Annotated in this window: 11 protein-coding genes; 10 read left to right on the forward strand and 1 reads right to left on the reverse strand. The window is 71.1% G+C overall.

Features of this window, described 5'->3' with window-relative positions; all coding sequences use genetic code 11:
• Positions 1-525: 525 nt before the first annotated feature.
• From LOS78_RS09000 to kynU, 7 genes are all read left to right on the forward strand, one after another.
• Positions 526-1,974 (forward strand): putative nucleotidyltransferase substrate binding domain-containing protein, encoded by a 1,449-nt coding sequence (locus tag LOS78_RS09000; protein ID WP_230377998.1) that lies wholly within the window; start codon positions 526-528, stop codon positions 1,972-1,974.
• Entirely contained in the window at positions 1,971-2,216 is a 246-nt protein-coding gene (locus LOS78_RS09005; RefSeq protein ID WP_230377999.1) for a hypothetical protein, read from the forward strand. The genes LOS78_RS09000 and LOS78_RS09005 overlap by 4 nt, the downstream gene beginning before the upstream one ends.
• Positions 2,213-4,918 (forward strand): ATP-binding protein, encoded by a 2,706-nt coding sequence (locus LOS78_RS09010; RefSeq protein WP_230378000.1) that lies wholly within the window; start codon positions 2,213-2,215, stop codon positions 4,916-4,918. The genes LOS78_RS09005 and LOS78_RS09010 overlap by 4 nt, the downstream gene beginning before the upstream one ends.
• Entirely contained in the window at positions 4,908-5,273 is a 366-nt protein-coding gene (locus tag LOS78_RS09015; protein ID WP_230378001.1) for a response regulator transcription factor, read from the forward strand. Before LOS78_RS09010 ends, LOS78_RS09015 begins: the two co-directional genes overlap by 11 nt.
• On the forward strand, positions 5,270-7,402 hold the full coding sequence (locus tag LOS78_RS09020) for an exonuclease domain-containing protein (RefSeq protein WP_230378002.1): 2,133 nt from the start codon (positions 5,270-5,272) through the stop codon (positions 7,400-7,402). Before LOS78_RS09015 ends, LOS78_RS09020 begins: the two co-directional genes overlap by 4 nt.
• 114 nt (positions 7,403-7,516) lie before the next feature.
• Complete coding sequence (locus LOS78_RS09025) at positions 7,517-8,545, forward strand: substrate-binding domain-containing protein (protein ID WP_230378003.1); 1,029 nt, start codon at positions 7,517-7,519, stop codon at positions 8,543-8,545.
• Positions 8,546-8,562: 17 nt separating this feature from the next.
• Entirely contained in the window at positions 8,563-9,807 is a 1,245-nt protein-coding gene (gene kynU, locus LOS78_RS09030; protein ID WP_230378004.1) for a kynureninase, read from the forward strand.
• A 3-nt stretch (positions 9,808-9,810) separates the two neighbouring features.
• Here kynU and LOS78_RS09035 read toward each other — a convergent pair whose 3' ends face one another.
• Positions 9,811-10,584: a DeoR/GlpR family DNA-binding transcription regulator gene (locus tag LOS78_RS09035; protein ID WP_028714401.1), complete on the reverse strand. Its 774-nt coding sequence runs from the start codon at positions 10,582-10,584 to the stop codon at positions 9,811-9,813.
• A 190-nt stretch (positions 10,585-10,774) separates the two neighbouring features.
• Here LOS78_RS09035 and glpK point away from each other — a divergent pair, with 190 nt between their 5' ends.
• From glpK to LOS78_RS09050, 3 genes are read left to right on the forward strand one after another with little or no spacing between them, the layout of a single operon-like run.
• On the forward strand, positions 10,775-12,262 hold the full coding sequence (gene glpK, locus LOS78_RS09040; protein ID WP_230378005.1) for a glycerol kinase GlpK: 1,488 nt from the start codon (positions 10,775-10,777) through the stop codon (positions 12,260-12,262).
• An 11-nt stretch (positions 12,263-12,273) separates the two neighbouring features.
• The gene (locus tag LOS78_RS09045) at positions 12,274-13,407 is read left to right on the forward strand and encodes an iron-containing alcohol dehydrogenase (protein ID WP_230378508.1); all 1,134 of its coding nucleotides are present in this window, start codon (positions 12,274-12,276) and stop codon (positions 13,405-13,407) included.
• Positions 13,407-15,131 (forward strand): M14 family zinc carboxypeptidase, encoded by a 1,725-nt coding sequence (locus tag LOS78_RS09050; RefSeq protein WP_230378006.1) that lies wholly within the window; start codon positions 13,407-13,409, stop codon positions 15,129-15,131. The genes LOS78_RS09045 and LOS78_RS09050 overlap by 1 nt, the downstream gene beginning before the upstream one ends.
• The last annotated feature ends 91 nt before the right edge of the window (positions 15,132-15,222 follow it).

Below are 15,222 nucleotides of genomic sequence, written 5' to 3' on the forward strand. Positions count from 1 at the left end.
AGCCCGATGGACGACGCGCGACCCTGTGTGTCGGCACTCTTGATCGCCACGAACCGCATGGCCGGGCGCAGGGCTGCCTCCGCAATCGCCTCAGCATCAGCCCGGCCATGCTTCTGGCGCTTTACGAACGGCTTCACATACACAGCAGGCACCAGACGTATTTCGTGACCGTGGGATTGCGCCACGCGGCCCCGGTGACGCGACGTGGCGCAGGCCTCCATGGCCACCACGCACGCAGGTTGCTCCGCCAGTAGCGCTGCAAACCATCAAGGCATACAAGATGCCGTCGGGTGGGGGCATCCACCGCATCGGTTCACATCACCTCTCGTCATGCGCCGGGTGTTGTGAAGGCCCCGCGCTTGGGCCTATCAATGGAACGCGAGCAGGAGGAACGCCGGTTGGCGCCGGGCAGCGCCCGCAAGGGCCTGGCACGGCGCGGTTACAGGGTTGGGAGGGGCAGGGGGCCATGCGTGATTCCTCTGACGGCAAGGTTTGGTCCGCATCCGGCGCGCAGGAGGGCGGGCGGTGACGGGGGCCGACGATCCGCTGCGCCACGAGCAGCGCGAGATGGTGACGCTGGTCACCGCGCGGGTGCGCGACGCCATCCTGCGCAAGCCGCATTTCGTCGATGCGGATACCGATCTGGTCACGCTCTGCGGCGAGCTGGCGGCGCGCGGCATCGCCGATGCGCTGGTGCGCGACGGCGACAGGCTCGGCATCTTCACCACGACGAACCTCGTGCAGGCGATCCTGCGCGATGCGCCGCCCGCGGCGCTGAAGGTGCGCGACTTCACCAGCTTCAACCCCCGCTCGGTTTCGGTCGAGGACGACCTTTACGACGCGATGATGCTGATGCTGCGGCACCGCATCCACCGCGTGCTGGTGCGCAAGGGCGACGAGGTGGTCGGCATCCTCAGCCAGATGGACCTGATGGGCTTCCTGGCCAACCAGTCTCATCTGGTCTCGGCCGAGATCGCGCGGGCGACCAGCCCGGCCGAACTGGCCCGGCCCGCCGCCCAGGTCGAGGCGCTGATCCGCGTCCTGCACGGCGACGGCGTCCGCATCGAGGTCATCGCCGGGCTGGTGGGCGGGCTGAACCGGCAGATCTTTCGCCGGCTGTGGCAGATGCTGGCGCCGCAGGCGCTGCGCGAGAACAGCTGCCTGATCGTCATGGGCAGCGAAGGCCGGTCCGAACAGATCATCCGCACCGATCAGGACAATGCGCTGATCCTGCGCGAGGGTTTTGCCTTCGACGGGCTCGACCGCGTGACGCGGGCCTTCACCGAGGCGCTGATCTCCTTCGGCTATCCGCCCTGTCCGGGCGGCATCATGCTGAGCCGGCCGCTGTGGTGCCAGGACGTGCGGGGCTTCGGCGACACGCTGCGCGACTGGATCCATGGCGACGACGCCGAGGGGCCGATGAACCTGGCCATCTTCCTCGACGCCGCCGCCGTCGCCGGGGACGAGAGCCTGCTGGCCGCGCTGCGCGAGCGGTTGCGGCGCATGCTGACCGGCAGCGACAGCTTTCACGCCCGCTTCGCCGCCGCGATCCGGCAGTTCGACAGCGGCGCCGAGGGCGGCTGGTGGCGCCGCCTGCCGGGCCTGCGCGGGCCCGAAGCGGCTGAGATCGACCTGAAGAAGCTGGGCATCTTTCCGGTGGTGCATGGCACCCGGGCGCTGGCGCTGGAGCATGGCGTGGCCGCGACCGGCACCGCCGCCCGGCTGCAGGCGCTGTCCGCGGCGGGGCGCATCGACGCCGGGCTGGCCCGCGACCTGGCCGATGCGCTGCATTGCATGATGGCGCTGAAGCTGGACAGCAACCTGGCGCAGATCGCCCGCGGGCAGGCGCCCGACAACAGCATCCGCCCGGCCGAGCTGGGCCGGCTGGACCGGCAGGCCCTGCGCGATTCGCTGAACATCGTGCGGGACTTCAAGCAATGGCTGGGCCAGCATTACCGGCTGGACCTGCTATGAGGCGGCGCGACGGACCCCCGGCGCAGGTGCTGCTGGCGCTGTGCGGCGCCGGTTTCCTGCTGTTCAACTTTCCGCTGCTGCTGATCTGGGACCAGCCGCTGACGGTGCTTGGCCTGCCGCTTCTGCCGGTGGCGCTGTTCGTGATCTGGGCGGGGCTGATCGCGGCGCTGGCCTGGGTCAGCGCGTCGCGCGGCGGGCGGGGCGGCAAGGAGCCGGAGAAGCAGAAGGAGCGGGACGGATGATCCAGCCCGGCCTCGTCCTTGCCGTCTCCTTCGGCTATCTGCTGCTGCTGGTGGCGGTGGCGGCGCATGGCGACCGCCGCGCCGATCAGGGGCGCTCGCTGATCGACAGCAGCTTTGTCTATGCGCTGTCCTGGGGGGTCTATTGCTCGGCCTGGACCTATTTCGGCAGCGTGGGCCGGGCGGCTTCGGGCGGGGTGTGGTTCCTGCCGATCTATCTGGGGCCGATGCTGGCCATGCTGCTGGCCTGGCTGGTGCTGCGCAAGATGGTGCGGATCGCGCGCAGCTACCGCATCACCTCGATCGCGGATTTCATCGCCAGCCGCTACGGCAAGAGCCCGCTGCTGGCGGCGCTGGTGACGCTGATCACCGTGGTCGGCATCCTGCCCTATATCGCCTTGCAGCTGAAGGCGGTCTCGGCCGGCTACGAGGCGCTGACCGGCGGCCTGGGCCAGTCCGATGCCGCCTGGTGGCGCGACGGCACGCTTTACATGGCGCTGTCGCTGGCCGGTTTCGCGGTGGTCTTCGGCACCCGCCACCTCGACCTGTCCGAGCGGCACGAGGGCATGGTCGCCGCCATCGCCTTTGAATCCGCGGTCAAGCTTGCGGCCTTTCTGGCGGTCGGCGTCTTCGTCACTTACGGGCTTTTCGGCGGCATGGGCGACATCTGGGCGCGCGCGCAGGCCCAGCCCGACATCGCCGGTCTCCTGCGCCTGGGCGGGGAGGGATTCGAGGGCTTCCAGGGCGCGCAATGGTTCGCGCTGACGCTTCTGTCCATGCTCTCGGTCCTGATGCTGCCGCGCCAGTTCCAGATGATGGTGGTCGAATGCGTGAACGAGCGGCACATCCTGCGCGCTTCGTGGCTGTTTCCGGCCTATCTGCTGCTGATCAACATCTTCGTGCTGCCCATCGCCATCGGCGGCATGCTGATCCTTGGCGACGGCGGGGCGGGGGCGGAAAGCTACGTGCTGACGCTGCCCCTGTCGCAGGGCATGGAATGGCTGGCGCTGCTGGCCTATCTGGGCGGGCTTTCGGCGGCGACCGGCATGATCATCGTCGAGACCGTCGCCGTCTCGACCATGGTCTGCAACGACCTGGTGATGCCGGCGCTGCTGCGCGGCGGCCGCTTTGCCCGCACCGGCGGCGACCTGACCCGGCTTTTGCTGAACATCCGCCGCGCCGCGATCCTTCTGGTGCTGCTGCTGGGCTATCTGTATTTCCGCATCGCGGGCGAGGCCTATGCGCTGGTCTCGATCGGGCTGATCAGCTTTGCCGCGGTGGCGCAATTCGCCCCGGCGCTGCTGGGCGGCATGTATTGGCAGGGTGCGACGCGGGCCGGGGCGCTTGGCGGGCTGATCGGCGGCTCGCTGGTCTGGGCCTATACCCTGATGCTGCCCTCGCTGGCGCGTTCGGGCTGGATCGGGGCGGGCTTCCTCGACGGTCCCTTCGGCCTGGCCTTCCTTGCGCCGCAGCGCCTGTTCGGGCTGACCGGCTTTGACGAGCTGACCCATTCGCTGTTCTGGAGCCTGACGGTCAATATCGGGCTTTACCTCGGCCTGTCTCTCATGGGCCGCGCCTCGGCGCGCGAGGCCAGCCAGGCGCTGCTGTTCGTCGACGTGTTCGAGCGCGGAGAGGCGCAGCCGGTGTTCTGGCGCGGCCGGGCGCGGCTTGAGGATCTGCGCCGGCTGGCGGGCCGCTTTCTGGGCGCCGCGCGGGCCGAGGCGCTGTTTCGCGACCACGCGCGCGAGACCGGCACCGCGCTGGACAGCCTGACCGCCGATGCCCGGCTGGTCGATCGGATCGAGCGCCAGATCGCCGGCGCCATCGGCACCGCCTCGGCCCGGGTCATGGTGGAATCGGTGGCGCAGGAGGAGCCGCTGAGCGTCGGCGACGTGCTGGAGATCATCGACGAGGCCTCGCAGGTGCGCAACTACGCCCGAGAGCTGGAGGAAGCCACGGTCGAACTGCGCGCCGCCAATGAGAAGCTGAAAAGCCTCGACCAGCTCAAGGACGACTTCATGTCCTCGGTCACGCATGAGCTGCGCACGCCGCTGACCTCGATCCGGGCACTGACCGAGCTGATGCTGGATACGCCCGACATCCAGCCGCAGGAGCGCGAGGAGTTCCTGAACATCATCCTGTCGGAAAGCGAAAGGCTGAGCCGGCTGGTCAACCAGGTGCTGGACCTCGCCAAGATCGAATCCGGCATGGCGGAATGGCACAATACCGAGGTGGACATGAAGGCGCTGGTCGCGGCGGCCCTGCGCTCGACCGCCGAGCTGTTCCGCGAGCGCGGCGCCGAGGTGCTCGCCGACCTGCCCGACCGGGTGCCGGCGGTGCTGGCCGATCCCGACCGGGTGACGCAGGTTCTGGTCAACCTGCTGTCGAATGCCGCGAAATTCGTCCCCGAGGGCCGCGGCCGGGTCGAGGTGGCGCTGCGCCAGCGCGGCGACGAGCTGGTGGTCACGGTGCGCGACAACGGCCCCGGCGTCGCGCCCGAGGACCAGGCCGCCGTCTTCGACAAGTTCCGCCAGGGCGGCGAGGCCGGAAACCGCCCGCCCGGCACCGGGCTCGGGCTTCCGATCAGCCGGCAGATCGTGGTTAATCTGGGGGGCAGGATGTGGCTGGACAGCCAGCCGGGGCAGGGCGCGTGCTTCGCCTTCAGCCTGCCGCTTCACAGCAAGGGAGGATCCGATGACGGATAGGGTGCTGATCGCGGATGACGAGCCGAACATCGTCGTGTCGCTGTCCTTCATGCTGAAGCGCGAGGGTTACGAGGTGCTGGTGGCCCCCGACGGCACGCAGGCGCTGGCGATGATCCGCGGCGAGCGGCCCCGGCTGGTGCTGCTGGACGCCGCCATGCCGGGCATGACCGGATTCGAGGTCTGCGAGGCGGTGCGCGCCGATCCCGACCTCTCCGGCATCCGCATCATGATGCTGACCGCCAAGGGCCGCGACACCGACATCGCCCGCGGCATGGGCGCGGGCGCCGACGCCTATGTGACGAAGCCCTTCTCGACCCGCGATCTGATCGTCCGCATCCGCGAGATGCTGGCATGAAGCCCGGCCTGCGCCGCCTGTTGCTTGTCGCCGCGCCGGGACTGGCCCTGGCGCTTTGGGCGCTGGGCGGCGCGGTGCTGTTCGGGGCCGCGTTGCCGCCGGATCAGCGCGCCGGGCTCGGGGCGGCGCTTGCCCCGGCGCTGCATGGCAGCGGCGCGATCCTGTTCGGCTGGTGGCTGGCCGGCGCGGCGCTGGCCGGCTGGCTGGCCGTGCGGCTGCATGCCCGCCATGTGCGGGCCCCGGCGCGGCTGGCCGATGCGGCGCGGCTGCTGGCCGACAATGCCGATGCCCCGCTGCTTCAGGCCGACGTCCCCGGTGCCCCCGCCGCGCTGGCCGAGGCGGTGAACCGCTTGGCCGGTCAGCGCCAGACCCTGCGGACCGACATGGCCCGGCTGGTGGCCGAGGCGCAGCAGAAGGTGGCGCAGGAACGCGACCAGCTCGGCGCGCTGATGGCCGAGCTGCGCCAAAGCGTCGTCGTCTGCAATCTCGACGGCCGCATCCTGCTTTACAACGACCATGCCCGCGGCCTGTTTCATCGCGTCTCGGGCGGCCAGCCCATCGCCGGCGGGGCCGAGCTGATCGGGCTGGGACGCTCGATCCACGCGGTGATCGACCGGGCGCTGATCGACCATGCGCGCGAGACGGTGGACCGGCATATCGCCCGCGGCGACATGGCGGTTTCGGCGCAATTCGTCACCACCACGCCCTCGGGCAGCCTGCTGCATGTGGTGCTGGCCCCGGTGCGTCCGCAAGGCGGCGCACCCGATGCGATCAGCGGCTATGTGCTGCTGCTGGACGACATCACCCGCGACTACGCCGCCCAGTCCCGCCGCGACCGCAGCCTGACCGAGCTGACCGAGGCCAGCCGCGCCTCGCTGGCCAACATGCAGGCGGCGCTGGACATGCTGGACTATCCCGACCTGGAGCCGGCCGAGCGCGACGGTTTCCATGCCATCGTTCGCGACGAGGTGGCGGCCATGGGTCAGCGGCTGGCGGCGATGACGGCGGATGCCTCGCAAGAGATCCTGACCCGCTGGCCCCTGCAGGAGATGCTGGGCGACGACCTGCTGGCGGCGGCGGCCCAGCATGTGCTGGCGCAGACCGGGCGGGTGGCCAAGGTCGAGAATGCCGACGGGGAACTCTGGTTGCGGCTGGACAGCTTTTCGCTGATCCAGGCGCTTGGCGCGCTGGCGGAATCGCTGTCGGGGCCGCAGGGCATGCCGTCCCTGACGCTGCGCCTTGCGCCTGCCGCGACGCCGGGCTGGGCGCATCTGGATCTGGTCTGGCCGCTTGATCCGGCCGCGCCGTCTGCCGGCGCCAGCGGCGGCGCGCAGGCCGCCGCCCGCGACATCGCCGAGCGGCACGGCGGCGAGTTGTGGCTGGAGCAGGACCGCCCGGCGGGCCTGTCCTTCCTTCGTTTCCTGCTGCCCACCGCCGAGGCCGGACCCGAGGCCGCGGCGCTGGAGGCGCGGCCCGAATTCTACGATTTCGACCTGTTCGCGGCCAGCGATTCCAGCCGTTCTCTGGACGACCAGCCGCTGGAGCGGCTGGCCTATACCGTCTTCGACACCGAGACGACCGGGCTGAACCCGGGTCAGGGCGACGAGATCATCCAGATCGGCGCGGTGCGCATCCTGAACGGCAAGCTTCTGGGGGGCGAGCGTTTCGACCAGCTGGTCGATCCGGGCCGCGAGATCCCGCCCGAGTCGATCCCCTATCACGGCATCCGCCCCGAGATGGTGCGGGGCCAGCCCCGCATCGCCGAGGTGCTGCCGGCCTTCCACGCCTATGCCTCGGACACGGTGCTGGTCGGCCATAACGTCGCATTCGACATGCGCTTCCTGCAAATGAAGGAGGCCGCGACCGGGCTGCGCTTCGACCAGCCGGTGCTGGACACGCTGCTTCTGGCCAGCATCGCCCAGCCGCACGAGCCCTCGCATTCGCTCGAGGCCATCGCGGCGCGGCTGGGGGTCGAGATCACCCACCGCCACAACGCCGCCGGCGATGCGCTGGTGACCGCCCAGGTCTTCCTGCGGCTTCTGCCGCTGCTCGGGGCGCGCGGCATCGTCACGCTGGGTCAGGCCCGGGCCGAGGCCGAGCATTCCTATTACGCCCGGCTGCGCTATTGACCCCCTGCCCGCGCCGGCGGGCCGGGCCGCCGCTATGGACCGGTGCGGGCGGATGCTCTAGACATTGCGGGGGCGGCAGGACTGCGGCCCGGGCTTTCCGGAGGAGCTGGGGAATTGGCCACGCTGAAGGATGTCGCGCGCGCCGCCGGGCTGTCGATCACCCAGACCAGCCGGGCGCTGAACGACCATTCCGACGTGAACGAGATGACGCGCAAGCGGGTCAAGGCCGTGGCGCGTTCGCTGAACTATCAGGCCAATATCTCGGCGCGCAAGCTGGTCACCGGGCGCTCGGGCATGGTGGCGCTGGTGGTGCCGCAATCGACCAATCTGGCCCAGGACGGGCTGTTCATCGAGGGCGTCGCCGGGCTGTCGGCGCAGTTCTCGGGCCGCGGCATGCAGTTCGTCCTGCATGTCGCGCGGCAGGACGCGCCGATCGTCGAGGTCTATCAGCGCCTGATCGGCAACGGCATGCTGGACGGTTTCGTGCTGTTCAGCCCCTTGGACGACGACCCGCGCGCGGCGTTCCTGCGCCAGAACGACATCCCCTTCGTCGTGCATGGCCGCATCGGACCCGCGCCCGACCACGCCTATTTCGACATCGAGAACGAGGGCATCCTGCACCAGATGGCCAGCCACCTGACCGGGCTGGGCCACCGGCGCATCGCGCTGATCAACGGCCGGCAGGGGCTCAGCTTCGCCTCGGCCCGGATGCGCGGCTATCGCCGGGCGCTGGACGAGGCCGGCATCGCCTTCGACCCGGCGCTGACCCGCCACGGCGAGATGACCGAGGCGCTGGGGCTGATCTCGACCGTCGAGATGTTCCGCCTGGGCGGCCCGCGGCCCACCGCGATCATCTGCAGCCATGTCCATATCGCCAAGGGGGTCTACAAGGCGCTGGAGGCGCTGGAGCTGTCGATCCCCGGCGACGTCTCGGTCATGGCGCATGACGACCACATGCCGGCGCTGCGGGCCTCGGCCTTCTTCCCGGCGCTCAGCGTGACCAAGGCGCCGCTGCGCGACAGCTGGGAGCCGCTGGCCGATTGCCTGGCCGGCCTGCTGGAGGGCCGGCCGCTGAAGGAATTGCAGCGCGTCGGCCCGCATGAGCTGATCATCCGCAACTCGACCGGCCCGGCGCCGGAATGAACAGCCAAGGACGGACCATGACCCTTCCCGACCGTGCCGCGATCGAGGCGATGGACGCGCAGGACCCGCTGCGCCATCTGCGCGACGCCTTCATCCTGTCCCCGGACGAGATCTATCTGGACGGCAATTCGCTGGGCGTCCCGACCCGCGCCGCGCAAGAGGAACTGCTGCGCGCCGCCCGCGACGAATGGGCGGGCGGGCTGATCCGCAGCTGGAACGGCGCCGGCTGGTTCGACCTGCCGGTCGAGCTGGGCGACCGCATCGGCGGGCTGGTCGGCGCGGCGCCGGGGCAGGTCGTGGTGGCGGACACCACTTCGGTCAACATCTACAAGGCGCTGCATGCCGCCATGGGCCTGCGGCCGGGGCGCCGCACCATCGTCGCGGAAAGCGGCAGCTTCCCGACCGATCTCTATATCGCCGAGGGCGTGGTCTCGACCCTGCCCGGCGCGCGGCTGCGGCTGGAGGGCGTGGACGGCGCGACCATCGAGGACATGCTGGACGCCGATGTCGCCGCCGTGCTGGTCAACCATGTGAACTACAAGACCGGCGCATTGCGCGACATGGCCGCGCTGACCGCCCGCATCCAGGCGGCGGGGGCCGTCGCCGTCTGGGACCTGTGCCATTCGGCCGGGGCCCTGCCGGTCGAGCTGGACGCGGCCGGGGCGGATTTCGCGGTCGGCTGCACCTACAAATACCTGAACGGCGGGCCGGGCTCGCCCGCCTTCGTCTATGTCGCGCGCCGGCATCAGGGGCAGGCGCGCCAGCCGCTCAGCGGCTGGTGGGGCCATGCCCGGCCCTTTGCCTTCGAGACCGGCTACGAGGGCGATCCCGGCATCCGCCGCTTTCAATGCGGTACCCAGCCGATCCTGTCGATGCGGGCGCTGAAGGGCGCGCTGGCGATCTGGGACGGGGTGGACATGGCGGCGCTGCGGACGAAAAGCCTGGCCCTGACCGACCTGTTCATCCGGCTGGTCGAGGCGCGCTGCGCCGGGCTGGGGCTGGCGCTGGAAAGCCCGCGCGACGGCGCCCGCCGCGGCAGCCAGGTCGCCTTCCGCCACGACCACGCCTGGCCGGTGATGCAGGCGCTGATCGCGCGCGGAGTGATCGGGGATTTCCGCGCGCCCTCGACGCTGCGCTTCGGCTTCGCGCCGCTTTACCTGCGCCATGTCGACATGCTGCGCGCGGCCGAGCTGCTCGAGGAGGTCCTGCGCGGCGAAAGCTGGCGGGATCCGCGCTTCGCCCTGCGCGCGGCGGTGACCTGAAGCCTAGCCGCCGGCCGGCGGGCAGACCCGCACTGCGGTGCCCCATTCGGCGCAGCGCCGGGTCAGGTCCTCGGGCAGCGGCCGGTCGGTGAAGATCGTGTCCAGTTCGGACAGGCTGGCGATGCGGGCCGGGGCGGGGCGGCCCAGCTTGGAATGGTCGGTGACCAGGAAGGCCCGCCGCGACTGGCGCAGGATGGCGCGGCTGACCCGGACCTCGGCCAGGTCGAAATCCAGCAGGTCGCCGTCATGGTCCAGCGCCGAGGTGCCGATCACCGCGTAATCGACCTTGAACTGCTCGAAGAACTGGGTGGTCAGCTCGCCCACCAGCCCGCCGTCTGAACGCCGCAGCGCGCCGCCCGCCACCATGATCTCGCAGCCCGGATTGGCCAGCAGGATATTGGCGACGTTCATGTTGTTGGTGACGACGGTGATGTTGGAATGGTGGATCAGCGCCCGGGCCACCGCCTCGGTCGTGGTGCCCAGGTTCAGGATCAGGCTGCAATTGTCGGGAATTTCCGCCGCGCAGGCGGCGCCGATGGCGGCCTTGGCCGCGGCATTCATGCGCCGCCGCGCCTCATAGCCCAGGTTCACCGCGCCGGCGCGCGGCACCGCGCCGCCATGCACCCGGTCCAGAAGCCCGGCGCCCGCCATTTCGCCCAGGTCGCGGCGGATGGTCTGCAAGGTCACGTCGAAACGCTGCGCCAGGTCCTCGACCAGAACCCGCCCCTCGGCGCGGGCGAGTTCAAGGATTTCGCTCTGGCGTATGCTGAGGGCCAAGGGCGCTCTCCATCGGCTGGACCGCGATCACTGTAAGCGATCCGCCCCCGCGCGCAAGCGTTCCCTGCCGGGCCGGGAGCCGTCGCGGATGTTCGGATCGCCGGCGCTCCGCCCGGAAACGAAAGCCGCTCTTGACCGCCTGTTTGCCGCGGTGCAGCCTGCGCATCACCCCCAAGCCAGCAGGCCGCCGATGACCCATATTCTTGCCATAGATCAGGGCACCACGTCCTCGCGCGCGATCCTGTTCGATGCGGGGCTGCGCGCGGTGGCAGGCGCCCAGCACGAATTCCCGCAGCATTTCCCGTCTTCCGGCTGGGTCGAGCACGATGCTTCGGATCTTTGGGTCAGCGTTGCGGGGGTTGCGCGGGCGGCGGTGGAGAAGGCCGGGCTGCATGCCGGCGACATCGCCGCCATCGGCATCACCAACCAGCGCGAGACCACGCTCCTCTGGGACCGCAGGACCGGCCGGCCGCTGCACCGCGCCATCGTCTGGCAGGACCGCCGCACCGCCGCCCTTTGCGACCGGCTCAGGGCCGAGGGGCACGAGCCGATGATCGCCGCCCGCACCGGGCTGCTGCTCGACCCGTATTTCTCGGGCTCGAAGCTGAAATGGCTGCTGGACAATATCGACGGCGCCCGGGATCGCGCCCGGCGCGGCGAGCTGGCCTTCGGCACCGTGGACAGCTGGCTGATCTGGAACCTGACCGGGGGCCGCACCCATGCCACCGACGCCACCAATGCCGCCCGCACCCTGCTTTTCAACATCGCCGAGAACCGCTGGGACGCCGAGATCTGCGCGCTTTTCGACATCCCCATGCAGCTTCTGCCCGAGGTGCGCGACTGCGCCGCCGATTTCGGCATGGCGCGGGCCGACCTGTTCGGGCGCGAGATCCCGATCCTCGGCGTCGCCGGCGACCAGCAGGCGGCGACGGTGGGCCAGGCCTGTTTCGCGCCCGGGATGATGAAAGCGACCTATGGCACCGGCTGCTTCGCGCTGCTGAACACCGGGGAGGAGATGGTGGCCTCGAAAAACCGGCTGCTGACCACCATCGCCTACCGGCTGGGGGGCCGGACGAGCTATGCGCTGGAGGGCTCGATCTTCGTGGCCGGGGCGGTGGTGCAATGGCTGCGCGACGGGCTGGGGATCATCCGTTCGGCGGCCGAGACGCAGGGTCTGGCCGAGGCGGCGGATCCGGGGCAGGAGCTGGTGCTGGTGCCGGCCTTCACCGGGCTGGGGGCGCCCTATTGGCGGCCGGACTGCCGGGGCGCGGTGTTCGGGCTGACGCGGAACTCGGGCCCGGCGGAGCTGGCGCGGGCGGCGCTGGAGAGCGTGGGCTTCCAGACCCGCGACCTGTGGGAGGCGATGCGGGCGGACTGGCCGGGCGCCGCTGCGGGGGTGCTGCGGGTGGATGGCGGCATGGCGGCGAGCGACTGGACGATGCGGTTCCTGGCCGACATCCTGGGCGCGCCGGTGGACCGTCCGCGGGTGACCGAGACGACGGCGCTTGGCGCGGGCTATCTGGCGGGGCTGCAGGCGGGTCTGTGCCCGCCGCCCGAGGATTTCGCCCGCGCCTGGGCCTTGGAGCGCCGCTTCGAGCCCGCCATGGCCGAGGACGAGCGCGAGGCCCGATACGCAAGGTGGAAAAGCGCCGTGGAAGCGACGATGGGGGTGGCATGAGCGGGGACGGCATGAGCGGGTTTTCCTTTGCCCTGCCGGGCCGGGTGATCTTCGGCCGCGGCCAGGCGCAGAACGCCCCGGCGATGATCCGGGTCCATGGATCGCGCGGCGTGCTGGTGCATGGCGCGAATCCGGCCCGCGCCGGCTGGTTGCTCGACGGGCTGCGCGAGGCGGGGGCCGAGGTGCTGGCCGTCGCCTGCGGGGCCGAGCCGAGCTTGCCGATGCTGGAGGCGGCGCTGGTGCAGGCCAAGGGCTTCGGCGCCGATTGGGTGGCGGCGCTTGGCGGCGGCGCGGCGCTGGATCTGGGCAAGGCCCTGGCGGCGCTGATCCCGGCGCCGGGCGGGATCATGGACCATCTGGAGGTCGTCGGCCGCGGCCTGCCGCTGGCCGCGCCGCCCCTGCCCTATGTCGCTTTGCCGACCACCGCCGGCACCGGGGCCGAGGCGACGCGGAACGCGGTGATCGGCCTGCCCGAGCATGGCCGCAAGGTCTCGATCCGCGACGAAAGGATGCTGCCGCGGCTTGCCATCGTCGACCCGGCGCTGACCGACCATTGCCCGCGCGCGGTGACGCTGGCATCGGGTCTCGACGCGCTGGCGCAGGTGATCGAGCCCTATGTCTCGGTCCACGCCACGCCCTTCACCGATGCGTTGACCCGTCCGGCCATCGGGCCGGGATTGCGCGCGCTGCTGCGGCTGATGCTGGCCGAGGATGCGCAGGCGCGCGACCGCATGGCCTGGGTCAGCCTGTCGGGCGGCATCGCCCTGGCCAATGGCGGGCTTGGCGCGGTGCATGGGCTGGCCGGTGTGATCGGCGGCGTGACGCCCGCCGCCCATGGCGCGGTCTGCGGCGCGCTGCTGGGCCCGGTGCTGGAGATGAACCGCGCCCATGCCCCCGAACCCGCCCGCATCCGCGAGGTCTGCGCCGAGATCGCTGCCGTGCTGGGCTGCGACGAGGCCGCGGCGCCGCAGGCCCTGGCCTGCTGGGCGCGCGAGGCCGGCCTGCCGGGCCTGCAAGCGCAGGGCCTGGACCCGGCGCGGCACGAGGCAGTGGCCGAGGCGTCGCTGGCCAGTTCCTCGATGAAGGGCAATCCCTTCCCGGCCACGGTCGCGCAGCTTTGCGAGGTCCTGCGCAAGGCAGGCTGATGGACGACACCCGGCTGCTCTTTCAGGCGCGCTATCCCGCCACGCTGGCGCGGCTTGCGCGCGAGCTGACCTGCGCCCAGGCCGAGATCTGGAGCTTCGACGACGCGCCGACCCGCCGCGCGGCCGAGGCGGCGCTGGCGCTGCGCGGGGTGCGGGCGCATTGCCGCTCGGCCTACAAGCCGCTCTTGCACGCCTTCCTGGAAGAGATCGAGACCGCCGGCCTGGCCGAGGCGCGGATCCTCTGCCCGCGCCATCCCGAAGCCGCGCCGGGGCGCTTCCTGCTGGAAGCCTATCCGCTGCCGGCGCTGTTCCCCCTGACCGAATTCGACCTGCAGGAGGGGCCGGACAGCGCCGCCATGCCGGCCTATCGCCTGAGCCTCGGCTATGTCTCGGGCATGCGGCGCGAGATGACGGTGCTGGCGCCCAACCGCCTGCATCGCGACCACGCCATGCAGCCCGCGCTGTCGCCCTGCGGCTGGCTGATCCGGGACGGGCAGGGCGAGAAGCTGCTGACCGATTACGAGACCCTGTATCGCGACGCCATGCGCGCCGTCGCCGCCGCGCCCTGGCAGAAGGCGCCGTTCTTTCAGGAGCTGGAGATCTCGGCCACGCTGCCGGTCCGCGACCGGGCGCTGGGCTGGGGCGACGAGGCGGTGTCGCTGGTCGAGGCGCTGCACGAGGACCTGTATTTCTCGCTCATCGAGCATTTCCGGCACCGCTTGGGCCGACCCCCCGGTGATCGCGGCCTGCGTCCCGGCCAGATCGTGCCACGCATCCGCCAGGGAGAGGGGCACAGCCTGCGCATCGAGACCCGCCCTTGGGGCCGCAGCGCCGGGGAGGGCGGCTGCCAGCCGCTCGACCGGGCCCGCGAGGCGCTGTCGCCGCAGCAGATCGCCGCCGAGCTGGCGGGCTTGCCGGGCCGGCCCTTTCATGCCCGCTCGGTCGCCGGGCGGGTGATCGAGGGGCGCTACCTGCCGGGGCGCGACCGGGCGGTGATGATCTCGGCCGGGCAGCATGCCAACGAGGTCTCGGGCCCCGTGGGCGCCCTGCGCGCCGCGCAGGAGCTTGCCGGGCGCGAAGGGGCGCATTTCTCGCTTTGCCCGCTGGAGAATCCCGACGGCTATGCGCTGCGCCAGCGGCTTGCCCGCGACAATCCGCGCCACATGCTGCATGCCGCGCGCTATACGGCGCTGGGCGACGACCTGGAATATCGCCAGGGCCCGCCCGATGCCGAGCGCGCGCTGCGCGACCAGGCCTATTGCCTGTCGGCGGCGCTGCTGCATGTCAGCCTGCACGGCTATCCGGCGCATGAATGGACCCGGCCGCTCAGCGGCTATGTGCCGCGCGGCTTCGAAGGCTGGACCCTGCCGCGCGGCTTCTTCCTGATCCTGCGCCATCATCCCGGCTGGGGCGCCGCCGCCGCGCGGCTGGCCGAGGCGGTGATCGCCCGGCTGCGCCAGGTGCCGGGCCTGGCCGAACGCAACGCCGCGCAGCTGGCGCTGGCGCGGCGGCATGGCGTGCTGCCGGAGGCGCCGCAGGGCTTCATCCGCATCCTGACCGAGGACCGGCGGGCGCCCGTGCCGCTGATGCTGATCACCGAATGCCCGGACCAGACGCTGCTGGGCGACGGCTTCGTCGCCGCGCACGAGGCGCAGCGCGCCGCCGTGATCGCCGCCTATGAAGCGTTCCAGCAGCTGGATCTGGGCGACCGCCCGCTCGTCTGACGGTTGTATTTCCTCCGGGACAAATTAGGCAAATCGGCTTACCATCCTGAAGCAGAACGATTCCTTGCGACGGCACACCCTGGGGGACAGG

Origin of the sequence: Paracoccus sp. MA, assembly GCF_020990385.1 — a bacterium.
In the GTDB taxonomy this organism is placed as follows: domain Bacteria; phylum Pseudomonadota; class Alphaproteobacteria; order Rhodobacterales; family Rhodobacteraceae; genus Paracoccus.

Excerpts from the sequence above, each read along its gene's own strand:
- LOS78_RS09005 (WP_230377999.1), top strand. The coding sequence starts at position 1,971 with ATGAGGCGGCGCGACGGACCCCCGGCGCAGGTGCTGCTGGCGCTGTGC.
- LOS78_RS09010 (WP_230378000.1), top strand. The coding sequence starts at position 2,213 with ATGATCCAGCCCGGCCTCGTCCTTGCCGTCTCCTTCGGCTATCTGCTG.
- LOS78_RS09015 (WP_230378001.1), top strand. The coding sequence starts at position 4,908 with ATGACGGATAGGGTGCTGATCGCGGATGACGAGCCGAACATCGTCGTG.
- LOS78_RS09020 (WP_230378002.1), top strand. The coding sequence starts at position 5,270 with ATGAAGCCCGGCCTGCGCCGCCTGTTGCTTGTCGCCGCGCCGGGACTG.
- kynU (WP_230378004.1), top strand. The coding sequence starts at position 8,563 with ATGACCCTTCCCGACCGTGCCGCGATCGAGGCGATGGACGCGCAGGAC.
- glpK (WP_230378005.1), top strand. The coding sequence starts at position 10,775 with ATGACCCATATTCTTGCCATAGATCAGGGCACCACGTCCTCGCGCGCG.
- LOS78_RS09045 (WP_230378508.1), top strand. The coding sequence starts at position 12,274 with ATGAGCGGGTTTTCCTTTGCCCTGCCGGGCCGGGTGATCTTCGGCCGC.
- LOS78_RS09050 (WP_230378006.1), top strand. The coding sequence starts at position 13,407 with ATGGACGACACCCGGCTGCTCTTTCAGGCGCGCTATCCCGCCACGCTG.